This window comes from Caballeronia calidae (assembly GCF_900044055.2).
GTDB classification, from domain to species: domain Bacteria; phylum Pseudomonadota; class Gammaproteobacteria; order Burkholderiales; family Burkholderiaceae; genus Caballeronia; species Caballeronia calidae.
Map to the genome: position 1 here is coordinate 1 of NZ_FCOX02000035.1, position 23821 is coordinate 23821.

Below are 23821 nucleotides of genomic sequence, written 5' to 3' on the forward strand. Positions count from 1 at the left end.
GGCGTGGCGGCGGCGGGCGAAGAGATCAGCACACGTCCGTTCCAGCTCGTCACGGGCCGCGAATGGAAAGGCTCGGCATTCGGCGGCGCGCGTGGCCGGACGGATGTGCCGAAGATCGTCGACTGGTACATGGAAGGCAAGATCAACATCGACGATCTGATCACGCATCATCTGCCGCTCGATCGCATCAACGACGGCTTCGATCTGATGAAGAAGGGCGAGTCGATCCGCTCCGTCGTGATCTATTGATGCACCGTGGGGAAGGCGTGCCGGACGTTCATTCGCGGCCCACGCCGAAGCGTTCCCGATACGTCAACGGCGTAATCCCGAGCGCTTGCTGAAACGCCTTCCGCATTGCCTCATACGTCTTGAAGCCGCTGTTCGCGGCGATGGTCTTGGCGGGCAGATCGCCTTCCTCCAGCAGCCTGCGCGCCGCCTCGATGCGCGCGCGCGTCACGAATGTCGAGGGCGTCGTGCCGGTTTCGCGCTTGAACGAGCGATTGAAGCTGCGCACGCTCATCGACAGTCGCTCCGCCATCTCGGCCGGCGATAGCTCACGCTGGAGATTGGCGAGGACCCAGTCCTGCACGTCGCGGATGCCGGGATTATGCGTCGCCTGGCTGACGAGATGCGAGCTGAACTGCGACTGTCCGCCGGGCCGCTTGAGATAGACAACGAGGTCTCGCGCGACATCGAGCGCGACGTCCAGCCCGAAGTCCTCTTCGACGAGCGCGAGTGCCAGGTCGATGCCGGCCGTCACGCCCGCCGATGTCCACAGATGGCCTTCGCGGATGAAGATGCAGTCGGCATCGACGCGAATGGCCGGATACCTGGCCTTCAATGCATCGGCGACGGCCCAGTGGGTTGTCGCGCGCTTGCCGTCGAGCAGGCCCGCGGCGGCGAGAAAGAACGCGCCGGAGCAGAGCGCGGCCGTGCGCTCCATGCGGTTCGCGGCGACTTCGACCCATTGCACGATTTCCGGCGCATGGCCTACCGCTTCCTCAATCTGCCACGCGCCGACGATGATCGCCGTATGCGGCAGCGCGAGCGTATCGATGCGCTTTTCCGCCGTCAGCGACACGCCCGTGTCGGACGCGACTTCGCCGCGCCGGATCGATGCGAGCTTGACATCGTATCGACCGGGAAGGCCGCGGCGTTCCAGATGAATGTTCGCGTAGGTAAAGACGCTGAGCGAGCCGATGGCTTCGAGCGCCTTGAAGCCGTCGTAGATGACGATATCGACCGTCAAAGGCATGCGTGTTCCCTTCGTCATTCGTCCACCGCATCCACAGGCACGCTCAGCCCCACCTTCACGCGGTTCATGCTCACGAGCGTGCTGAAGCGTTTCACGTTGTTGCTGGAAAAGAAGAGCTGGCGCGTGAGCGTGTTGTATTGGTCCATGTCGCGCACGGTCAGCACCAGAACGAAGTCCGATTCGCCCGCGACGTAATGGCACTGTTGAACCTGCGGGCATTGCGCGAACGTGTGCTTCATCGAATCGAGAAGATCGATCTGCTCGCTTTCGACTTCGATCATCACGATGATGGTTAGCGGATGATCCACTTTCTCGGGCGCGACGATGGCTGCATAGCGATCGATCACGCCTTCGTCGAGAAGACGCCGCAAGCGCCGGTTGACGGCCGCGGTCGAAAGATCGACGCGCGCGCCGAGTTCGTGTTGCGGCGTCTGCGCATTGCGCTGGACTTCGTCGAGAAGTTTGCGATCAAAGCTGTCGAGGTTGGAGGTCATGTCGTGCTCTCGAAGATCGAGAGATTTTTGCATAAGTGACTCGTCGACGGCCAATACGCGGCGATGCTCGCGAGCCTGACCGTCATCAGCGCGACGGACGGCAATCACGGCAAGGCGCTCGCCGCAGCCGCGCAAAGTTTCGGCTGCGCGAGCGTGGTCGGCTTGCGTGGCGCGTGCTCGAACGCTGCATCGATCGCTTCATGCTCATCGACGACAGCGATGCAATCGACGCGATGAAAACGCTCGCGCAAGGCGTCGGTCACGATGTGCCGATCGTCGCGGGGGAATCGGGCGCGGCGGGATTCGCGGGGCTCGTCGTGTCGATGCGCGATCGCGAACTGGCGCGTTCGATCGGGCTCGATGCGAAGGCGCGCGTGCTCGTCATCAACACGGAGGGCGCGACGGCGCCTGGCGTGTACGCGCGACTCGTCGGAGCATCGGCCGAGGAGGTATCGGCACGTCAGCGCGAGTGGCTGAAACGCGCGGCCGGATGAGCGAGGAGATCCGGCATTATCATCTGGACTTCCCGACGATGTCCCCGCCATGGAGCCACAGAAGGAACCGACCTTGGCCAGCCCGCCTCTCGACAGCCGGAAACGCGCACACGCCGTGGCGTCGCAGGCGAGCCCTTGCGATGCGCTCGTCATTCGCGCACAGCCCGTCGCGGCGGGCGAGCCATGCCCGCGCAAGCGCCTCGCCTTGTCCGCGACGATCCTCGGCTCCAGCATGGCCTTCATCGACGGCTCGGTCGTCAACGTCGCATTGCCTTCGATACAGAGCGAGCTCGGCGCGGGCATCGCGGCGATGCAGTGGGTCGTCAACGCGTATCTGCTGTTTCTCGGCGCGCTCGTGCTCGTTGGCGGGTCGATGGGCGACAAGCTCGGACGGCGCAAGGTGTTCATCGCGGGCATCGCGATTTTCACGGCGGCATCGGCGGCGTGCGGCGCGGCGCCCGGCATGGGCTGGCTCATCGCGGCGCGCGCGTTGCAGGGTATCGGCGCGGCGCTGCTCGTGCCGGGCAGCCTCGCGATCATCGGCGCGGTGTTCGACGGCGAAGCCCGTGGACGCGCGATCGGCACGTGGGCGGGCGTCGGCGCGATCACGTCGTCGGTCGGGCCGGCGGCGGGCGGCTGGCTCGTCGACGCATTCTCCTGGCGTGCGATCTTCTTCCTGAATCTGCCGCTCGCCGCCGCGACGATCGCGCTGGCAATGGCGTCCGTGCCCGACAGCCATGACGCCGATGCGCCGCAGACGCTCGACTGGCCCGGCGCCGCGAGCACGGCGGCGGGCCTCGCGGCGCTGACCTACGGCCTCACGGAAGCGCCGTCGCGCGGTTTCGCCGATCCGCTCGTCCTCGCGATGATCGTCGCGGGCGCGCTGCTGCTCGCCGCGTTCGTCGCGATCGAAGCGAAATCCCGCGATCCGATGGTCCCGCTCGACATCTTCCGCTCGCGCGATTTCAGCGGCGCCAATCTCGTCACGCTGCTGCTGTACTTCGGCCTCGGCGGCGTGCTGTTCTTCCTGCCGTTCACGCTGATTCGCGCGTATGGCTACACCGCGACGCAAGCCGGCGCCGCCGTGCTGCCGATGCCGCTCATCATCGGCTTGCTGTCGCGCTTCACCGGCGGGATGACGAGCCGCTTCGGCGCGCGGCTGCTGCTGATCGCCGGGCCGTGCGTCGCGGGCCTCGGCTTCGCGATGCTCGCGCTGCCGTTCGCCGGCGGTTACTGGGCCCGTTTTCTTCCCGCGCTGGTCGTGCTCGGGCTCGGCATGACGATCACCGTCGCGCCGCTGACCACGACCGTGATGGCATCGGTGGGCAGCGGGCGCGCGGGCGTCGCGTCCGGCATCAACAATGCGGTGGCGCGCGTGGCGGGCCTGCTGGCGATCGCCGTGCTGGGCATCGTGTTCGTGCGGTCGCACGACGCGGCGCTGGCGGCGCGGCTCGATCGGCTGCATCTGCCGCATCAGGACATGCGTATCGCCGATGCGGACGTGACACCCACGACACCCACGGCGCCATCGACACCGCTCGCCCGCGCACGGTCCGATGCCATCGCCGATGCATTGCGCGCGGTCGCGCTCTTGTCCGCCGCGTGCGCGTTCGGGGCCGCGGGCGCGGCGGCGGCGACCATCCGCCGCAAACAATAAAAATCCCGATGCCGGTTGTGAGCCGGTCATCGGGATTCGGAAGTACAGCTTCGATGCCGTTCTTAGTGGCCAGCGTGGGCCGGTTGTTGTTCGATCGCACTGGATGCGCGCTTCTGCAACTCTTCCGTCGTCTGACCTTCGCCGTTCGGCAGCCAGCCCGGAGGACGCAGCAGGAAGCCGAGCGCATCCGACACGCTCTTCGCGTTGAACATGTCCTTCGCGAGGCTGACCCAGTGCTGGAACTCGACGACGAGCGGGTTATGCGAAGTCACCGGTGTCGTGAGACCGTAGACGCAGGGTTCGTCCGCGCGCTCTTCCACATAGGTGCCGAACAGGCGGTCGAAGACGATCAGCACGCCGCCGAAGTTCGCATCGAGATACGTCGCGTTCGATGCATGGTGCACACGATGTGCCGACGGCGTGTTCAACACATATTCGAGCCAGCCGAGCTTCGGAATCCACGTCGCATGCAGCCAGAACTGATAGAGCAGGTTGATCGACACGACCGCGAGCACCACCTCCGGCTTCACACCGAACCACACGAGCGGGGTGAAGAAGACTGACGAGCCCATGAACTTGGTGAACCAGCCGAGACGATATGCGGACGACAGCGTCAACTGGTTCGGCGAGTGATGGACCGCGTGATTCGCCCAGAAGAAGCGGATCGTGTGCGAGAAGCGGTGATACCAGTAGTAGCAGAACTCCTGTCCGATGAAGAGCAGGAAGACCGTGAGCGCCGTGCTCGTCGTGACGGTGTGGATGCGATGCTCCCAGGCGAAGTTGAGCACCGGCGTCGCGAGCGTGAACGGAATCAGGCTGAGCAGCTTGTGGCCGACGAGATCGACGAGCGAAAGCCAGGTCTCGTGCCAGTCGAAGGGCTTGTCGGTGCCCTTTTGCTTGAAGTGCAGGACGACGGCTTCGATCATCGACGCCGCGAGGACGATGCCCATCGCGTACAGCGAGATTTTTCCGAGCAGTTCCAGATCCATGGTGGTTCGCCTTGGTGGGTGGTTGCGAATGAACCCATTCTGGCGATCGGCCCGGTTAAAAACCACGCACAAACTATTTCACGGAATGTCACGGCCCGCCCGCAGAGCCTTGTCGCACAAGGAGCGGGCGTGTCGGGCGAGTTATGTCGATGTATGTCGCGCGGCGATTCGACCCGTCGCGCAAAACATGGGTAAGCAGCTTACGAGAAGCTTGTGCGGCCGGTCGGTGCTCGTTATAATTGCGAACAATTCCTATTTACATCGCATTGTCAAGATGATCGCCGTCGCGCACGACTATCGCTCCGAGGACTCGCGGGCATGAGACCGGTTCTGGTTCGCCTGCATCGCTGGCTCGGCGTCGCGACCGCGCTCTTTCTGTTCGTGTCGGGTCTCACGGGCGCGTTGATCGCGTGGGATCACGAAATCGACGCGCTCCTCAATCCGACGTTCTTCCACGCCCGTACCGATGGTCCCGCGCTGCCGCCGCTCGAACTGGCGCGGCGCGTCGAGGCCGCCGATCCGCGCGTCGAAGTGACGTATATGCCGCTCGGCGTCGAGCCGGGGCACACCGCGCAGATGATGGTGATGCCGCGCACGAATCCCGCGACGAACGCGCCGTTCGATGTCGCGTATAACCAGATCGCCGTCGATCCCGCGACCGGCCAGGTACAGGCGCAGCGCATGTGGGGCGCGGTGTCGCTCGCGCGCATCGACCTGATGCCGTTCCTCTACAAGCTGCATTACACGCTGCATCTGCCGATCGTCGGCGGCTTCGATATCGGCACGTGGCTGATCGGCATCGTCGGCATCCTGTGGTTCTTCGACAGCGGCATCGCGCTGATTCTGTCGTTTCCGAGCGTGAAGGCATGGCGCAAGTCGTTCGCGTTTCGCGTGAAGCGCGGCGGTTACGCGCTCACGTTCGACCTGCATCGCTCGGGCGGCGTGTGGATCTGGGGCCTGCTGCTGGTCATGGCGCTGACGTCCATTTCGATGAATCTCGCCGAACCGGTGATGCGCCCCGTCGTGTCGATGTTCTCGAAGCTCCAGCCGTCGTTCACGGAAAACGCCGATCTGTTGCGCGCCGGGCCGCCCGGCCAGCCGCTCGCCACGCGCGAGCAGATTCTCGCCGCAGCCGCCCGCGACGCGCAGCGCGAACACCTGACCGAACCGATGGGCGCGCTTTACTTCGCACCGATGTTCAAGGCCTACGGCGTGGGCTTCTTCGCGCCCGGCCGCGATCACGGCGACGTGGGACTCGGCAACGCCTGGCTCTACTACAACGGCCGGACGGGCACGCTCGCGGGATCGTCGATTCCGGGCCGCGGCTCCGCCGGCGACATCTTCATGCAGGCGCAGTTTCCGCTGCACTCCGGGCGCATCGCGGGTATCGGCGGACGCATCCTCGTGAGCGCGATGGGCATCGCGGTCGCGGTGCTCAGCGCGACGGGCCTCATCATCTGGTTCAGGAAGCGGTCAGCGCGCCGTCATTCGGCGGCGGTAGCGAATGCGCGGACTGCCGCAGGCGCTCGCTAAGTAAGCGAGCCGTCATCGAATAAAGCTCGACGAGCACCCCCGAATCGGGTGGGATGTTGCGCGCAGACAAATCGTTTCATTCTTGAATGATAACGACTCTTATTTACCCTATAATGCGCGCATAACGAAGTCCCGCCGTCACGCGCTCTCGCGACCGGTCTTGCGACTCACCACAATGCCGCCCGGATTCCATACGCGCCCCGGGACGGAAGACCGACCAACATCGTAGTTTCCGCATCCATGTCCGTTTCCCGTCGTCACACCTCGCAGGCCGCGCCTGTGAAGGCGCTCGCTCGTCGCGCCGCCATCGCCGCCGCCGTCGCGACGGTCTTTTCGCTTTCTGCCCACGCGCAATCCGCCGACACCGGCAACAACGACGCCACCGCGCTGCAGGAGAGCGCGCTGCCGGCCGTCAAGGTCCAGGCGTCGAAAGAACAACTGCCCGGCGATCTCGCGCCGACCTTCGCTGGCGGCCAGGTCGCGCGCGGCGCCGACTTCGGCGTGCTCGGCCAGCAGAGGATGATCGATGTCCCGTTCAGCATGACGACGTATACGTCGAAGCTGATCGAGGACCAGCAGGCGCGCACGATCGGCGACGTCCTCGCGAACGATCCGTCCGTTCGCACTGCCTATGGCTTCGGCAATTTCGCGGAAACATACGTCATTCGCGGCTTCCAGCTTCAGGGCGACGACGTATCGCTGAACGGTCTCTACGGCATCACGCCGCGCCAGCTCGTCGCGACCGACGCGCTCGAACGCGTCGACGTGTTCAAGGGCGCGAATGCGTTTCTGAATGGCGCATCGCCGACCGGTTCCTCGGTGGGCGGCGGGCTGAACCTGCAACTGAAGCGCGCGGACGACAAGCCGCTCACGCGCGTGACGTTCGACGGCTCGGCGTCGGGCGAGATCGGCGCGCATGTCGACATCGGCCGGCGCTTCGGCAGCGAAGGGCAGTTCGGCATCCGCGTGAATCAGGCGAATCACGACGGCGAAACGAGCATCGACGGCGAACATCGCCGCGACAACACGACGGCCGTGTCGCTCGACTGGCGCGGCGACAAGCTGCGTCTCTACGGCGATTTCCTGTATCAGCGCCAGCGCATCAACGGCGGGCGGCCGACCGTCAACGACTTCGCGAACTTCATTCCGGAGCCGCCGTCGGCCACGTATAACTACGCGCAAACCTGGAGCTTCAGCTCGATCGAGGACACGGTCGGCATCCTGCGCGCCGAGTACGATTTCCTGCCCGGCTGGACCGCGTATATCACGGGCGGCGCGCGTCACACCGACGAGCACGGCCAGTACTCGTCGCCGAACATTCAGGCGGACGGCAGCACCGACGCCACGGCGCTCGGCGTGCCGCACAAGGAAGACGGCACGTCCGCCGAAGCGGGCGTGCGCGGCCACTTCAACACCGGGCCGGTGTCGCACTTCGTGACGGCGGGCGCGTCGATCGTGCGCGTGGAGTCGAAGTCGGCGTTCACCTTCAGCAGCGCGTTCCCGACGAGCATCTACGACACGCCGCAAGTGCCGCTTCCGCCGACCATCCTGACGGGCGGCAATCTCTCGGACCCGCAGACGACGTCGCTCAATCTGATGCGCAGCGTCGCGGTGTCGGACACGCTCGGCTTCCTCAACGATCGCGTGTTGTTCACGATCGGCGCGCGCTATCAGGAGCTGCTGACGAACAACTACGACTACACGGGCGTGCAGACGAAGAACTACAACGACTCGATCACGACGCCGGTCTTCGGTCTCGTCGTCAAGCCGATGAAGGATGTCGCGCTGTTCGCGAATCACAGCGAGGCGCTGACGATCGGCGATACCGCGCCCAACACCGCGTTGAACTTCGGCGAGCAGTTGCCGCCCGCAAAGTCGAAGCAATGGGAAGTAGGCGCGAAGTACGACAACGGCCAGTATGGCGCGTCGTTTGCGGCGTTCCAGATCGACAAGCCGCTGACCTTCGTGAACAGCGCGAACATCTTCGTCGCGGACGGCACGCAACGGCATCGCGGGCTGGAAGCGTCGATCTACGGCGAGCCGGTGCACGGCGTGCGCCTGATCGCGGGCGCGACGTATATCCACGCGACGCAATACGACACCAACGCGGGCACGACGGACGGCAACAAGCCGATCGGCGTTCCGACGATGATGTTCAACGTCAACGCGGAATACGACGTGCCGGTGCTGAACGGTCTCACGTTGACGGCGCGCTGGATCCACACGGGCCCGCAATATCTGAACGTGACGAACACGCTGTCGATTCCCGCGTGGGATCGCTTCGATCTCGGCGCGCGTTATGCGACCGTGCTGTTCGGCAAGCCGACGACCTTCCGCGCGAGCGTGCTGAACGTGGCGAACAAGTCGTACTGGTCGTCGACGATCGGCGGTTATCTGACGCAGGGCGCGCCGCGCACCGTGCTTCTCTCGATGACGACGGATTTCTGACCGGTCTTATCTTATTCAGAGCGGCAAAAACGCCGCGCGTTCGCAGGAACGCGCGGCGTTTGCTTTTGGCGCGCCCGATCGTTCAGGTCCGGCGATTCGGGCTTATCGCTATCGAGATAGCTTTGCAATGACGCTATAGTGAGCCGAATCGCAAGCGTTATGAACGAAAGGTTCATCCGATGCTTAATCCGGTCCAGGCATCGTGATGTCGGCTCGAACGTATGACTTCCTCTGAACGGAGTGCTCGGTCATGAAAACGCTTCTTTCCCTCATCGCGGCATCGGCGCTCTGTCTCGCGCCGCTCGTCGCCGGCGCACAGCAAAGCGTTCGCATCGGCGTTTCCGCGCCGCTCACCGGTTTGGGCGCGGCCAATGGCAAGGACATAGAAAACGGCGTGCGTCTGGCCGTGGAAGAGGCGAACGGCCAGAACATCAAGATCGACGGGCAGCCGGTCAAGTTCGAGCTCGTATCCGTCGACGATCAGGGCGATCCGCGCATAGGCGTTCAGGTGGCGCAGAAGCTCGTCGACGATGGCGTCGTTGCCGTCGTCGGCTATTACAACTCCGGCGTCGCGCTGCCATCCTCGCCCATCTTCGCGAAAGCGGGCATTCCGCTGATCGATCCGGCGGCGACGAATCCGGCGATCACGCGCCAGGGCTTGAACAACGTGTTCCGCATCATCGCGACCGATACGCAGAATTCCGGCAACGCCGGCACCTACGCCGTGAAGGTCACGAAGGCGAAGCGGATCGCGGTCATGGACGACCGGACGGCCTTCGGACAAGGCGCGGTCGAAGAGTTCAAGAAGGCCGTGAAGGCGGCCGGCGGCCAGGTCGTGTCCGAGGAATACACCAACGACAAGGCCGTCGAGTTCAATGCCCAACTGACGAACATCAAGGCCGCCAACGCCGATCTTCTCTATTTCGGCGGGCTCGATGGCCAGGCGGGCCTCATCGTCAAGCGCATGAAGCAGCTCGGCATTCGCGCGCAGTTCGTCGGAAGCGGCGGGATCGCCGATAGCGTCTTCATCAGTTCGGCGGGACCCGCGGCCGAAGGCGCGATGGCGTGGGAATACGGCCGGCCCGTCGATTCATTGCCCGAAGGCCGCGCGTTTGCGGAGAAGTTCAAGAAGCGCTTCGGCGCGGATACGCTGACCTATGCGCCGTTCGCGTATGACTGCGCGTGGCTCGCCATCACCGCCATGAAACAGGCGAATTCCGTGAAGCCCGCTGTCTTCATGCAAACAATGCGCACGATGCAATACAACGGCATCACCGGGCATATCTCGTTCGATAAATACGGGGACCTGAATAATCCGACATCGACGCTGTATCAGGTCAAGTCGATGAAATGGCAACCGGTGACGACCATCGGCGCGGAGAAGTGAAGAGGATCGCACCTGAGCGCTTATGAAGACGTTGTTGATCGTCTATCACACGATGACCGGCGGCACGCGGCAAATGGCCGAAGCCGCCGCGAGCGGCGCGCGCGGCGAGCCTGATGTTTCGGTCGAATTGAAGCCGGCCGTCGAAACCGGACCGGACGACGTCCTCTCGGCAAGTGCGTATCTATTCGCAACGCCGGAAAACCTCGCGACGATGTCGGGCCTGATGAAAGACTTCTTCGATCGCTGCTATTACCCGGCACTCGATCGTGTGAACGGCCGCCCCTATGCGGCGATGATCTGCGCAGGCAGCGACGGACAAGGCGCATTGCGCCAGATCGAACGCATCGCCACAGGATGGCGTCTCAACGCGGTGGCGCCAGCCATCATCGTCTGCACGCATGCACAGACGCCCGAGCGCATTCTGGCGCCCAAGGTCATCGGTAGCGCCGACCTCGCGCGCTGCGCGGAGCTTGGCGCGGGGTTGGCGGCTGGCTTATCGCTCGGCGTGTTTTAGCGCAGCGGCTGAACCGAACGCAGTGTCGGCAACAGGCATGTCCCGATGCGTCGACTTCGGCAGCAACACCACGCAAGCACAATGCAATACACTTCGTCTCTTTCATAAACGCCCGGGCCGGAAGATCGGTCACGTCAATACAGAGCTGGCGCCATCCTGAAAGCGGCGCTTCTCCCATCGACCTTACATCGCGCTGACGGCGGCAGCCTGCTGCCGGAACGTGGGCCACGCGCAGGCCGGATGCGAAGTGCACGCGTCGGGAAAGCCAGTCAAACCAAGACCCATTCATGACCTATCTGGATATACAGCTGTTGCTGACCGCGCTGGTCAGCGTGTTGGTGCTGGTCGCACTCATCGTGTCGCGCATCAAGATGCACCCGCTGCTTGCCTTGCTCGTCGTTTCCCTTGGCGTGGGCTTTGCAACCGGCATGGAGCCGGAGAGCATCGTCAAACACTTGATCAATGGCGCGGGAAAAACATTGGGCGCGGTGGGCATCGTGATCGCGCTGGGCGCCATGCTCGGCAAGATTCTTGCCGATGCCGGCATCACCGAGCAAATCGCCGAAGCCATCCTGAGGCACGCCTCGGATCGGATGATCCCTTGGGCCATGACGCTGGTTGCGTTTATCGTTGGTATTCCTATGTTTTTCGAAGTGGGTCTGGTGGTCATGCTGCCGCTCATATTCAGCGTGGCGCGCAAGCTGGAAAGCCACGCCCGCTTCAAAGGCTCCGCTTACGTGTACGTCGGCGTTCCCGTGATCTCGGCTCTCGCCGCGATGCATGGCATGGTGCCGCCCCACCCAGGCCCTCTGACAGCCATCGCCACCCTCAAGACCTCGGTCGGCCCGACCATGTTGTATGGCTTTCTGGCGGCCATTCCGGCCATGATTCTGGGCGGTTCGCTCTATGGCGCATTCATTTCGCCGCGCATGAGCACCAGACCCGATCAGGCCTTGCTGGACCAGTTCACGGTCGCCGAGAAGGCCGGCAGCGGCCAGCGGCCCGGCGTCGGGGTCGGCGTGCTGGCAGCCTTGCTACCGGCCATCCTCATGCTGGTTCATGCCGTCGCCGAAATGGCGCTGCCGAAAGGTAGTCCGATCCTGCATGTGGCCAGCTTCCTGGGCAACCCCTTGGTCGCCATGCTGCTGGGTGTGCTGTTCGCCATCGTCGCGCTGGTCGTCGCGCGCGGAGGCGATGCCGAAAAGCTGCGCGACGCGCTGGGCAAGAGTCTCAAGCCCATCGCGTCGATCATCATGATCATCGCGGGAGGCGGCGCCTTTCAGCAAATGCTGACCAGTGCCAAGGTGGGCGATGCAATCGTTCATCTGACGCAGCAGTTTGCCTTTCCCCCGCTGATTCTGGGCTGGCTGATCGCCATGCTGCTCTCCGTCTCCACCGGTTCGGCCACCGTGGGTATCGTGGGCGCAGCCGGCCTGCTCGCGCCGCTGGCCGGCGCCGATCCCAGCCTGAATCTGCCTTTGCTGGCCTTGTCCATTGGCTGCGGCTCGCTGTTTTTCAATTACGCCAACCACGCCGGTTTCTGGATGGTGAAGGAATCCTTTGGCATGACCATGGGTGAAGCTATGGGTGAAGCTACCAAGACGATCTCGGTGGTTCAATCCATCGTGGCGGTAGTGGGCTTGATCATGGTGTTGATTTTCAACGCGGCCATTCCTGTTCACTGAATCGGGATTCACTCGGTGAACGGCTCCGCCAAATGGCTTCGGCCTTGAGATTCGAGGCTCGGCAAGACGCGGACAGGTCGCGGCAATAAGACCGTCGCAGATCTCTCGCATGCCCTGTGCGAGAGACTGCCGAGGCGCGTTCGAACGTATCTTCGCCGTCAAGGTCGTCGTCGGTCGCGGTATGTCCGTCGATAGCACCGGTCAACAAAATCTCCAGGTAAGTTCCGACAGTGAACCGTTTGTGAATAACAGCGGCGCGCTGAACGTGACCCTGCGACCGCATCGACGCCGAGACGCGATAACGACGTCTGCTGCGACGTTGTTCGCAAGCTTATTGTTCAAGCCGCGCCGGGTATACCCAACCCTGAGACCTGTCGCGAAACGTCGCTCGACCGGTCCCCTAGGCGTTCATCCATTCACGATAGTGAATCAAAACCGTAATTTTTTATAACTTTCCCTTATATCTTTTCTCCCGCACGATGCTCCCATCTTTATCGGCAAATGCCAGGAGGAGTGGGCGGCAAGGTTCAACGCACGACGGCGCGTCCCAGTTCGAAGACGCTGGTAATCGCGGTTTTGCATGAGGCTGCATGTACTGTCCGGCCTTCATCGCGAATCGCCCATCGAGAGCAATCGTTGCCTCGTTGGCTCAGTACTCGCGTGCGCGACGACTGGGCGTTCCCGTGCAAGACGCTCTCGCGAGCGACGTAACGCATCGGTTTTTCAGCACTACATCAAGCGCCGAACGAGCGCAATGACACATAACGGAGACAGACATGGTGAGCGTAGATCCGACGGTAGCCGGGCAGTCGCACGGGCGTCGTCAAAACAGGTGGGTGCAGTTGGTGATCGGCATCGTCTGCATGGGGCTTGTCGCCAATTTCCAGTACGCGTGGACGTTGTTCGTCATGCCGATGGACGCAAAGCACCATTGGGGACAGGCGGCGATTCAAACCGCCTTCACGATCTTCATCGTTACAGAGACGTGGCTCGTGCCCGTCGAGGGCTGGCTCGTCGATAAATTCGGACCGCGCCCGGTGGTGATGGGCGGCGCGATCTTCGCTGCGATCGGCTGGATCATCGACGCCCATGCGACCACGCTCATGCATTTATACATCGCCGCAGTGGTCGCGGGCATCGGCGCGGGTTGCGTGTATGGCACCTGCGTCGGCACGGCGCTGAAGTGGTTTCCGGACAAGCGTGGTCTCGCGGCCGGTCTGACGGCGGCGGGCTTCGGCGCGGGCGCAGCCGTGACCGTGATCCCGATCTCCAACATGATCCAGAACTCCGGCTACGAAAGCGCGTTCATGTTCTTCGGCATTCTGCAAGGCGCCGTCATTTTCGTGCTGGCGCTGTTGCTCGTGCGGCCGAATCCGCCGAAGGACATCGTGCCGACCAAGCGCATCGTGGCGACCAAGATCGACTATACGACCGGACAGATGGTGCGAGCGCCTATCTTCTGGGTGCTGTACATGATGTTCGTCGCGGTGGCGGCGGGCGGTGTGATCGCCACTGCGCAGTTCGGGCCGATCGCCAAGGAATACGGCTTCGCGAGCTTGCCGGTTAGCCTCTTCGGTGCGACTTTGCCGCTGCTCGCGATGACGCTGTCCATCGATAACCTGTGCAACGGCTTCACGCGTCCGCTGTGCGGCTTCATCTCCGACAAGATCGGCCGCGAGAACACCATGTTCATCATCTTTCTGGGCGAAGGCGTCGCGCTGCTCGGGTTGATGCAGTTCGGACAGAATCCCTACCTGTTCATGCTGTTCGCGGCGCTGACGTTCCTGTGCTGGGGCGAGATTTTCTCGATCTTCCCGGCGACCTGCGCGGACACGTTCGGCAGCAAGTACGCCGCCGCCAACGCAGGCACGCTGTACACGGCCAAGGGGACGGCTTCGATGCTGGTGCCGCTCGCGTCGGTGCTGGCGTCGCTCGGCTCGTGGAATGCCGTGTTCATCGCGACTGCGATCACGTCGATCGCGGCGGGCGTGTGCGCGAAGTTCGTACTCGCGCCAATGCGCCGCCGCTGGATAGAGAACACGGTCACGCAGACTTCGTCGCAGCCCTATATCGACTTGCCGTTTCAGACTGACTGGACGGATGCGCCGAGCAAGTCGTCAACTCGATGAAGAAGAACGCCAGCACGCGTGTGCTTTGTCGTTGCACCCGTTGACGCTGCTTGTCACGTCCGCGCAGCATCGCGGCTTCATGCGAGCGGACGATGACCCGGGTCATCGCACGGCCGGCGTTCGTCGAAGCGTCGACTTCGCAAACACCGTGCGATCGGCCCGCGCGTCGTCTGGCAACGGTGCGGTTCGGCTGTCATTCCGCATAACTTCACCGTCAATTTCACCGTCAATTTCACCGTCAATTTCACCGTCATAGGGAGCCTGGCGCACGGGGTCAGCCTTGTACTGAATGGATAAAAGGGGAGTGTCGGCCGCATGTGCATGAAAGCCCTGACCAGAAGCTGTTAAGGAGCCTTCGCTGGCAGTCGGAGGAGCCGCAGGACAGGCTCCGCCGCGCGGGGCGCTACAGTCGCCATGGCGATCCGGCAAGCGGTCGATGCACGCACATCAACCAAGGCATGTCCGCAGTGGGGAATCAAGCAATCCATGCCATCTGAAACTCAAACCCCGCAAGGGGCCGAGACTGGCTCCGGCGGACTGACGCTGTCGCTGGAACCCATCGGCGCGACCGCGTCGCTTCGCGATCAGGCTTACATGAAATTACGCCAGGTGATCGACGAAGCCGATATCTACCATTCGCGAAGTGAAATTCGCCTTGACGAAAGAGAGCTGACGGAAGCGCTCGGCGTGTCGCGTACACCGATCCGCGAAGCCATGGCGCGGCTCCTGCAGGAAGGGTTTCTGCGCGCCGGATCCCGTCGCGGTGTCTACATCCTGCGCAAAACCAAGCGCGAGATCGTCGAGATGATTCACATGTGGGCCGCACTCGAGAGCGCTGCGGCGCAACTCGCCATCCAGCGTGCGACCGACGAGGAAATCGCTCAGCTTCGCCGGATGTTCGACGACTTCCGCGATTCGACACCCGCCGAGCATATCGACGAGTATTCGGCAGCGAACATCGCGTTCCATTCGGCCGTCGTGAGGCTGTCGAAGTCGAAAGTCATCTTCGACACGATCGAGAATATCTTCGCGCACGTGCGCGCCATTCGTAAGATGACGCTCCCTCAGAGCGACCGCGCGTCGCGTTCGATCGTCGATCACATGCGGATCATCGAGGCGCTCGAATCTAGAGACACGGAACTGGCCGAGCGCCTCGTGAAGCATCACTCGCTCGACCTTGCCGCCTTCGTCGAAGCCAATTGCGATTTTCTTGATTGAACTGCGGGTTCGCCACCCGATAGGAAAGGCCGCGTGACGGGTGTCCGCGGCCTTGTCACGCCTCGCGCGATCCATCGCTGGCAAGGACACGTACGCAGCCGTTCCATGGCGCTCCGGCTCGTTGATGACGCCACCTCCCGTGCAACCCTCTAATGGTTCATCCCTATGCCGGACTGACAATAAAGCTTTGACAAATACCGTATCTGGTATCTAGTATATCACCAACACAACCGGCCCTCTGGGGGAGACAAATGGCAGACGTACTCGAGGCAAGAACACAGGAAGCCGCTGAAGTGAAGGCGCCGCAGTTGACCGACGGTTTCCATCTCGTCATCGATGCCCTGAAGCTGAACGACATCGACACGATCTTCGGCCTCGTCGGGATTCCTATCACCGACCTTGCGCGACTCGCTCAGGCTGAAGGCATGCGCTTCATCGGTTTTCGCCATGAGCAGCATGCAGGCAACGCGGCCGCGATCGCCGGCTACATGACGCAGAAGCCGGGCATCTGCCTGACCGTGTCGGCGCCGGGCTTCCTGAACGGCCTGACCGCGCTTGCCAATGCGACCACCAACTGCTTCCCGATGATCCTGATCAGCGGCTCGAGCGAGCGGGAGATCGTCGATCTGCAGCAGGGCGATTACGAAGAGATGGACCAGCTGAACGCGGCAAAGCCGTATGCGAAGGCTGCCTACCGCGTGCTGCATGCGGAGGACATCGGCATCGGCATCGCGCGTGCGATCCGCGCGGCTGTATCGGGCCGTCCGGGCGGCGTGTATCTCGATCTGCCGGCCAAGCTGCTGTCGCAGACGATGGACGCGCTCAAGGGCCAGCAATCGCTCATCAAGGTCGTCGATGCCGCGCCGCGTCAGTTGCCGTCGCCGGATTCGGTGAAGCGCGCCCTCGACGTGATCAAAAACGCGAAGCGTCCGCTGATCCTGCTGGGCAAGGGCGCAGCCTACGCGCAAGCCGACGCGCAGATTCGCGAGCTGGTGGAGAAGAGCGGCATTCCGTATCTGCCGATGTCGATGGCCAAGGGCCTGTTGCCGGACACGCATGCGCAATCGGCGTCGGCGGCGCGTTCGTTCGTGCTGCAGGAAGCGGATTGTGTCGTGCTGATCGGCGCGCGTCTGAACTGGCTGCTCGCGCACGGCAAGGGCAAGACCTGGGGCGCAGCGCCCAAGCAGTTCGTGCAGATCGACATCTCGCCGACCGAAATCGACAGCAACGTCGCGATCGCCGCACCGGTGATCGGTGACATCGGCTCATGCGTGTCGGCGCTCGTCGAAGGCATCGGCGCGGGCTTTCCGAAGCCGTCGAGCGAATGGACGGGCGCGATCAACGAGCGCAAGAACAAGAACCTCGAAAAGATGGCGGCGACGCTCGCGAAGAATCCGTCGCCGATGAACTTCCACAGCGCGCTGCGCGCCATCCGCGACGTGTTGAAGACGCGCCCGGACATCAACGTCGTCAACGAAGGCGCGAACACGCTCGACTATGCGCGCAGCATCATCGACATGTACGAGCCGCGCAAGCGTTTCGATTCGGGCACGTGGGGGATCATGGGCATCGGCATGGGCTTCTCGATCGGCGCGGCGGTGACGAGCGGCAAGCAGGTCGTCGCGATCGAAGGCGACAGCGCGTTCGGCTTCAGCGGCATGGAACTCGAAACCATCTGCCGATACGACTTGCCGGTCTGCACCATCGTCTTCAACAACAACGGCGTGTATCGCGGCACCGATGTGAATCCCACCGGCGGCAAGGATGTCGCGCCGACCGTGTTCGTGAAGAACGCACGCTACGACAAGATGATCGAGGCATTCGGCGGCATCGGCTTCAACGCGACGACGCCGGAAGAGCTCACGCATGCACTCGAAGAGGCGATCAAGTCCGGCAAGCCGACGCTGATCAACGCTGTCATCGACGAGACGGCCGGCACGGAGAGCGGTCGCCTGACGAATCTGAACCCGCAAAGCGCGGCATCGAAAAAGTAACCAAGACGAGCCACCCAGGAGAATCCCCTTGAGCAACAAACCACTCGAAGGCATCAAGATCATCGACTTCACGCACGTGCAGGCCGGTCCCGCATGCACCCAGATGCTGGCATGGTTCGGCGCGGACGTGATCAAGGTCGAGCGTCCCGGTTCGGGCGACGTCACGCGTAACCAGTTGCGCGACATTCCGGACGCGGATGCGCTGTACTTCACGATGCTCAACAGCAACAAGCGCTCGTTGACGCTCGATACGAAGAAGCCCGAAGGCAAGGAAGTGCTGACCAAGCTGATCAAGGAATCGGACGTGCTGGTCGAGAATTTCGGGCCGGGCGCGCTGGACCGGATGGGTTTCTCCTGGGAAAACATCAAGGCGCTGAATCCGAAGATGATCGTGGCGTCCGTCAAGGGCTTCAGCGACGGCCACCACTACGACGACCTGAAAGTCTACGAAAACGTCGCGCAATGCGCGGGTGGCGCGGCATCGACCACGGGCTTCTGGGACGGCCCGCCGACCATCAGCGCGGCGGCGCTCGGCGACAGCAACACCGGCATGCACCTCGCGATCGGCATCCTGACGGCGATCATCGGCCGTCAGCAAACGGGCAAGGGGCAGAAGGTTGCCGTGTCGATGCAGGACAGCGTGCTCAATCTGTGCCGCGTGAAGCTGCGCGACCAGCAACGCCTGGATCGCGTCGGCTATCTCGAGGAATATCCGCAGTATCCGCACGGCACGTTCAGCGACGTCGTGCCGCGTGGCGGCAATGCGGGCGGCGGCGGGCAGCCGGGCTGGGTGCTCAAGTGCAAGGGCTGGGAAACCGATCCGAACGCCTACATCTACTTCACGATTCAGGGCCACGCGTGGGCGCCGATCTGCCGTGCAATCGGCAAGGAGCAATGGATCGAAGACCCGGACTACAACACGGCCGAAGCGCGCCAGTCGCACATCTTCGATATCTTCGGCAAGATCGAAGACTGGCTCGCCGACAAGACCAAGTTCGAAGCCGTCGATATCCTGCGCAAGTTCGATATTCCGTGCGCGCCGGTGCTGACGATGAAGGAACTCGCGAACGACGAGTCGTTGCGCAAGAGCGGTTCCATCGTCGAAGTGGATCACAAGGTCCGCGGCAAGTACCTCACGGTCGGCAGCCCGATCAAGTTCTCGGAGCTGAAGCCGGAAATCACGAGCTCGCCGCTGCTGGGCGAGCACACCGAGGAAGTGCTGCGCGAGCTTGGCTATAGCACGGAGCAGGTTGCGCTCATGCAGAAAGCGGGCGCCGTTTGACGTAGTCGTCCTGGCAGGTAAAGGTGAGCGCTGCCTTCTACGGTCTTTCTTTTTCGCGGCAGTGGTGCGAAAAAGCCAAGGTGAAAGAACGGCAGCGCCCCTTCGAATAGACTGGATCGATTCGAGCCCGAGCTTCAATCGATACCCCACGATCCGGATGACATCATGACCCACACCATCGACTACGAACAACTCGTCAATGCGATCGGCGACGCCGTCATCATTTCGGATGCGAGCGGCGCGATCACACTATGGAATCCGGCGGCGGAACGCATGTTCGGCTTCACCCAAAGCGAAGCATTGGGTCAGTCGCTGGATCTGATCATTCCGGAACGCCTGCGCGGTCGTCATTGGGACGGCTATCACAAGACGATGGCGACTGGCGAGACGCGTTATGGACACGATCTGCTCAAGGTGCCCGCCGTCGATAAAGCCGGACGCGCGATGTCGATTGCGTTCACCGTCGCGCTGTTGCATTCGCCGCAAGGCGAATTGAACGGCATCGTCGCGATCGTCCGCGATGAAACGGCGCGGTTTCAGGAAGATCGCGCACTGCGCAAGCGTATCGCCGAGCTGGAGGCAAACGCCAACGCCTGAGCATTCACTGATTCAGAGAACGAAAAAGCAACCAGGAGAATACAGCTGCGCCCGCGCACCAAAAAATGCGCACGGGCGTAGCTGAGTAAGGAAGCGGCCACTCATCCCACCGGCCGCTTCACTCGATGCCCGTATTCGCGGCTGACCGACCAGGAAACTGACCATCATTCGTACCTCGCGCCAGCTTCGTGCTGATGCGAGGCGCAAGCGGCTGCGTGCGTGCATATGACATCGCCGCATCAGCGCGAAAAGGTTTTGCGACATCGGGAAAAAACGATTATGAGCTTGTGGATCCGCTATACGCGCGCGACGGCCAAGGATGACGGCCGCACTGGTTTCGGCTTGCTCGAGGACGGGCGCGTGATCGAATACGAAGGAGACATGTTCGCTTCGCCGCGTCGGACAGGACGGACGTTCGACCTCGAAGAGATTTCGCTGACGAGTCCGTGCGTGCCGAGCCGGATCGTCGCGTTATGGAACAACTTTCATGCGCTCTCCGCGAAGCTGGGCAAGGCGCTGCCCGCACACCCGCTGTTTCTCATCAAGCCTTCGACATCCCTCGCAGGACCCGGCGACACGATCCGGCGCCCCGTGGGATACGACGGCAAGATCGTCTATGAAGGCGAACTCGGCATCGTGATCGGAAAGCGGTGCAGCAATGTGAGTATCGAAGAAGCGGCCGATTACGTGTTCGGCTATACGTGCGTGAACGACGTCACAGCCGCCGAGCTGCTGTTCGAGGATGCCAACTTTCCGCAATGGTGCCGCGCGAAAGGCTACGACACCTTCGGCTGCATCGGTCCTGCGATCGCAACCGGGCTCGACTGGCAAAACACGCACGTCGTGACGACGCTGGACGGCGTCGAGCGACAGAACTATCCGCTTGCCGACATGGCGTTTTCGCCACTGGAACAGGTGAGCCGCATTTCCCGCGATATGACCTTGCTGCCAGGCGACGTCATCGCATGCGGCACTTCGCTGGGCGTGGGTTCGATGCGCGACGGCGCGACGGTCGAGGTCTCGATCGAAGGCATCGGCACATTGACGAACCACGTGTCCGAAGTCCTCGCGACGGCTGAAGCACGATAAGCCTTCTCAGGCGCAATCAGGCGCATCCAGGCGTGCGCCACTCAAGAATACAAACCGTCGATTGGGAACACAGTCATGCCAATGATGATTGCTGTGCCACGGGAGCGCTATCCCGGGGAGCGTCGCGTCGCGTTGACGCCAGAAGTAGTCGGGCACCTGCTGAAGCTCGGTTTCGAGGTTACCGTCGAGGCCGGCGCGGGTGAGCTTGCCGCATTCGCCGACGATGCCTATCGCGCCGCGGGTGCGCACATCGCCAAGGATGCGCCATCGCTCTATGCAGGCGCGGATATCGTCGTGAAAGTGCGTGCGCCTTCCATCGCGCCTGAATCCGATGAAGTCGAGTGGCTGCGCGCAGGGTCGACGCTGATCAGCTTTGTCTGGCCGGCGCAGAACGCGGCGCTATTGACGCGCCTGAGCGCGCGCAACGTCACCGTGCTCGCGATGGACTGCGTGCCGCGCATTTCGCGCGCGCAAAAGCTCGATGCATTGAGTTCGATGGCCAATATGGCGGGCTATCGCGCGGTCATCGAAGCTGCGCACGGGTTCGGCCGCGGTTTCATGGGACAGATCACGGCGGCAGGCAAGATCGCGCCGGCGAAAGTGATGGTGATCGGCGCCGGCGTGGCGGGACTGGCGGCGATCGGCGCGGCGCGCAGTCTTGGCGCGATCGTCCGTGCGTTCGATACGAGGCCCGAAGTGCGGCAGCAGGTCGAGAGCATGGGCGCCGAGTTTCTCGAGCTCGACTATGTCGAGGACGGCAGCGGCAACGGCGGCTACGCCAAAGAGATGAGCCCCGAATTCATCGCTGCTGAAATGGCGCTCTTTGCCGCGCAAGCGAAGGAAGTCGACATCATCGTGACGACCGCGCTGATCCCCGGTAAGCCCGCGCCGAAACTGATCACCGCCGACATGGTGCGCAGCATGCGCCAGGGCAGCGTGATCGTCGACATGGCGGCGGAGCAGGGCGGCAACTGCGAACTGACGCAGCCGGGCGAGGCGGCATCCGTGGAAGGCGTCACGATCGTCGGCTATACGGATCTCCCGTCGCGCATGGCAACGCAATCGAGCCAGCTGTACGGCACGAATCTGCGGCATCTGCTGACCGATCTGACGCCGCAGAAGAACGGCGAGATCGTGCTCGATACCGCTGACGAGGTGATCGGCGGCGTAACGGTGGTGCTGCGCGGCGAAGTGAAGTGGCCGCCGCCCAAGAGACCCGAGCCCGCGGTTGCCCCGCCCGCTGCCGCAAAGCCCGCAGCGCCGATTGTCGTGACCGTCGAACAGAAGCGCCGCGCAGGATGGATCGGCGTGGCCGGGCTCGTTATTTCAGCGGCATTGCTTGCGGCGCTGGGCGCCGTTGCTCCGCCTGCGTTCGTCGCGCACTTCACCGTGTTCGTGCTGGCCATCTTCATCGGCTTCCAGGTCGTGTGGAACGTGACGCCCGCCTTGCACACGCCGCTGATGAGCGTGACGAATGCGGTCAGTGGAATCATCGTGACGGGCGCGCTGCTGCAGGTCGGCACGCCGCATCATCTGGTCGCGATTCTCGCCGGCCTCGCGATATTGGTCGCGACGATCAACATCGCTGGTGGATTTCTCGTCACTCAACGCATGTTGAACATGTTCCAGCGCTAAGGAGATCGACATGCAAAACGGAATCGGAAGCATCGCCTATCTGGCGGCGAGCGTGCTGTTCATCCTGAGCCTGCGCGGGCTCAGCCATCCATCGACGGCGCGGCGCGGCAACCTCTATGGCGTCGTCGGCATGGCCATCGCCATCGTCACCACGCTATGGCTCAACGGCGGGGCCGCGTTGCCGGTCGTCGTCGTGCTGATGACGATCGGCATAGCGGGCGGCGCGATACTTGCGCGGCGCGTCGAGATGACACAGATGCCGCAGCTCGTCGCGGCGTTGCACAGTTTCGTGGGTCTGGCGGCCGTGCTGGTCGCCATTGCGAGCTACCTGTCGCCGGCAGTCGACGCGGAGTCGGGTGGCGTGGCGCAATCGGTCCACAATGTCGAGATTTATCTCGGCGTGTTCATCGGCGCGATAACGTTCACGGGGTCTATCGCTGCGTTCCTGAAGTTGCAGGGTGTGGTGGGCGGCAAGCCGCTGTTGCTGCCGATGCGGCACACGCTGAATCTCGTGGGCGTGTTTGCGTGCATTGCGCTCGGCTATGTGTTCCTCACAGCGCCCGACGCGGAGGTGGGCATCAGCTCGCTGCTTACGATGACCGCGATCGCCGCGCTGATCGGCGTGCATCTGGTGATGGCGATCGGCGGCGCGGACATGCCGGTGGTCGTGTCGATGCTGAACAGCTACTCGGGGTGGGCCGCCGCTGCGACCGGCTTCATGCTCAGCAATGATCTGTTGATCGTGACCGGAGCGCTGGTCGGATCGAGCGGGGCGATTCTGAGCTACATCATGTGCCGCGCGATGAACCGCAAATTCCTCGCCGTGATTCTGGGCGGGTTCGGCACGGCGACGTCGACCGCAGCGAAGGCGATCGAAGGGGAAGTCGCGCCGGTCACTGTCGACGAAGTCGGCTCGCTGCTGCGCGATGCGTCGGAAGTCGTCATCGTGCCCGGCTACGGCATGGCGGTCGCGCAGGCTCAGGCGACGATCAGCGAGATCACGAAGAAGCTGCGCAGCAAAGGCGTGAACGTGCGATTCGGCATTCACCCGGTGGCGGGCCGCTTGCCGGGGCACATGAACGTACTGCTGGCAGAGGCGAAGGTGCCCTACGACATCGTCCTCGAGATGGATGAGATCAACGACGACTTCTCCAACACGGATGTCGTGCTCGTGATCGGCGCAAACGACATCGTGAATCCTGGCGCGCTCGAGGACCCGGGCAGCCCGATCGCCGGCATGCCTGTGCTCGAAGTGTGGAAGGCGCGCACCGTGGTCGTGTCCAAACGAAGCATGGCAGCAGGCTACGCCGGTGTCGACAACCCGCTTTTCTATAAAGAAAACACGCGGATGCTCTTCGGCGATGCGAAGGGCAGTGTCGATGCGCTGCTCAGTCATCTTGCCGCCTGAGACGGATCGACGG

General features: G+C 63.0%; 17 protein-coding genes and 2 pseudogenes. 16 read left to right on the forward strand and 3 right to left on the reverse strand.

All coding sequences use genetic code 11. The features are described from left to right. Positions 1-249 (forward strand): annotated as a pseudogene (locus AWB78_RS26695) (S-(hydroxymethyl)glutathione dehydrogenase); the annotation flags it as partial. A 28-nt stretch (positions 250-277) separates the two neighbouring features. On the opposite strand, the gene AWB78_RS26700 reads toward AWB78_RS26695, so the two are convergent. Together AWB78_RS26700 and AWB78_RS26705 are read right to left on the reverse strand one after the other, a co-directional pair. Continuing rightward, positions 278-1255: a GlxA family transcriptional regulator gene (locus AWB78_RS26700; protein ID WP_062609048.1), complete on the reverse strand. Its 978-nt coding sequence runs from the start codon at positions 1253-1255 to the stop codon at positions 278-280. A 14-nt stretch (positions 1256-1269) separates the two neighbouring features. After that, a complete protein-coding gene (locus tag AWB78_RS26705; protein ID WP_062608978.1) occupies positions 1270-1749 on the reverse strand; it encodes an Lrp/AsnC family transcriptional regulator in 480 nt (159 codons plus the stop codon). A gap of 149 nt (positions 1750-1898) precedes the next feature. Between AWB78_RS26705 and AWB78_RS26710 the strand changes: the two are divergent. Continuing rightward, positions 1899-2243: pseudogene (locus AWB78_RS26710) on the forward strand (diaminopropionate ammonia-lyase); the annotation flags it as partial. A 49-nt stretch (positions 2244-2292) separates the two neighbouring features. Further along, on the forward strand, positions 2293-3900 hold the full coding sequence (locus tag AWB78_RS26715; protein ID WP_096031849.1) for an MFS transporter: 1608 nt from the start codon (positions 2293-2295) through the stop codon (positions 3898-3900). 62 nt (positions 3901-3962) lie between these two features. On the opposite strand, the gene AWB78_RS26720 is transcribed toward AWB78_RS26715, so the two are convergent. After that, entirely contained in the window at positions 3963-4889 is a 927-nt protein-coding gene (locus tag AWB78_RS26720) for a sterol desaturase family protein (protein ID WP_198399355.1), read from the reverse strand. A gap of 318 nt (positions 4890-5207) precedes the next feature. On the opposite strand from AWB78_RS26720, the gene AWB78_RS26725 reads away from it, so the two are divergent. The 13 genes from AWB78_RS26725 (at position 5208) to AWB78_RS26785 (ending at position 23808) form a co-directional block, all read left to right on the forward strand. Then, entirely contained in the window at positions 5208-6422 is a 1215-nt protein-coding gene (locus AWB78_RS26725) for a PepSY-associated TM helix domain-containing protein (RefSeq protein WP_062608981.1), read from the forward strand. Positions 6423-6662: 240 nt separating this feature from the next. After that, complete coding sequence (locus AWB78_RS26730; RefSeq protein WP_062608982.1) at positions 6663-8870, forward strand: TonB-dependent receptor; 2208 nt, start codon at positions 6663-6665, stop codon at positions 8868-8870. A gap of 250 nt (positions 8871-9120) precedes the next feature. Continuing rightward, positions 9121-10257 carry a branched-chain amino acid ABC transporter substrate-binding protein gene (locus AWB78_RS26735; protein WP_062608983.1) on the forward strand — a complete coding sequence of 379 codons (1137 nt, stop codon included), beginning with the start codon at positions 9121-9123 and terminating at the stop codon, positions 10255-10257. A 22-nt stretch (positions 10258-10279) separates the two neighbouring features. Beyond that, on the forward strand, positions 10280-10771 hold the full coding sequence (locus AWB78_RS26740; protein WP_062608984.1) for a flavodoxin family protein: 492 nt from the start codon (positions 10280-10282) through the stop codon (positions 10769-10771). Positions 10772-11058: 287 nt separating this feature from the next. After that, positions 11059-12456, forward strand: coding sequence for a GntP family permease (locus AWB78_RS26745; RefSeq protein ID WP_062608985.1), 1398 nt, complete (start codon positions 11059-11061; stop codon positions 12454-12456). Between the two features lie 776 nt (positions 12457-13232). Further along, on the forward strand, positions 13233-14585 hold the full coding sequence (gene oxlT / locus AWB78_RS26750; RefSeq protein ID WP_062608986.1) for an oxalate/formate MFS antiporter: 1353 nt from the start codon (positions 13233-13235) through the stop codon (positions 14583-14585). A gap of 486 nt (positions 14586-15071) precedes the next feature. Continuing rightward, complete coding sequence (locus AWB78_RS26755; protein ID WP_062609050.1) at positions 15072-15803, forward strand: GntR family transcriptional regulator; 732 nt, start codon at positions 15072-15074, stop codon at positions 15801-15803. 251 nt (positions 15804-16054) lie between these two features. Then, positions 16055-17797 carry an oxalyl-CoA decarboxylase gene (gene oxc / locus AWB78_RS26760; protein ID WP_062608987.1) on the forward strand — a complete coding sequence of 581 codons (1743 nt, stop codon included), beginning with the start codon at positions 16055-16057 and terminating at the stop codon, positions 17795-17797. A 28-nt stretch (positions 17798-17825) separates the two neighbouring features. Further along, positions 17826-19079 (forward strand): formyl-CoA transferase, encoded by a 1254-nt coding sequence (gene frc, locus AWB78_RS26765; protein ID WP_062608988.1) that lies wholly within the window; start codon positions 17826-17828, stop codon positions 19077-19079. A 165-nt stretch (positions 19080-19244) separates the two neighbouring features. Continuing rightward, a complete protein-coding gene (locus AWB78_RS26770; RefSeq protein WP_062608989.1) occupies positions 19245-19676 on the forward strand; it encodes a PAS domain-containing protein in 432 nt (143 codons plus the stop codon). Between the two features lie 279 nt (positions 19677-19955). Beyond that, positions 19956-20765 carry a fumarylacetoacetate hydrolase family protein gene (locus AWB78_RS26775; RefSeq protein WP_062609051.1) on the forward strand — a complete coding sequence of 270 codons (810 nt, stop codon included), beginning with the start codon at positions 19956-19958 and terminating at the stop codon, positions 20763-20765. Positions 20766-20840: 75 nt separating this feature from the next. Then, the gene (locus tag AWB78_RS26780) at positions 20841-22400 is read left to right on the forward strand and encodes a Re/Si-specific NAD(P)(+) transhydrogenase subunit alpha (RefSeq protein ID WP_062608990.1); all 1560 of its coding nucleotides are present in this window, start codon (positions 20841-20843) and stop codon (positions 22398-22400) included. A 10-nt stretch (positions 22401-22410) separates the two neighbouring features. Further along, positions 22411-23808, forward strand: coding sequence for an NAD(P)(+) transhydrogenase (Re/Si-specific) subunit beta (locus AWB78_RS26785; protein WP_062608991.1), 1398 nt, complete (start codon positions 22411-22413; stop codon positions 23806-23808). The last annotated feature ends 13 nt before the right edge of the window (positions 23809-23821 follow it).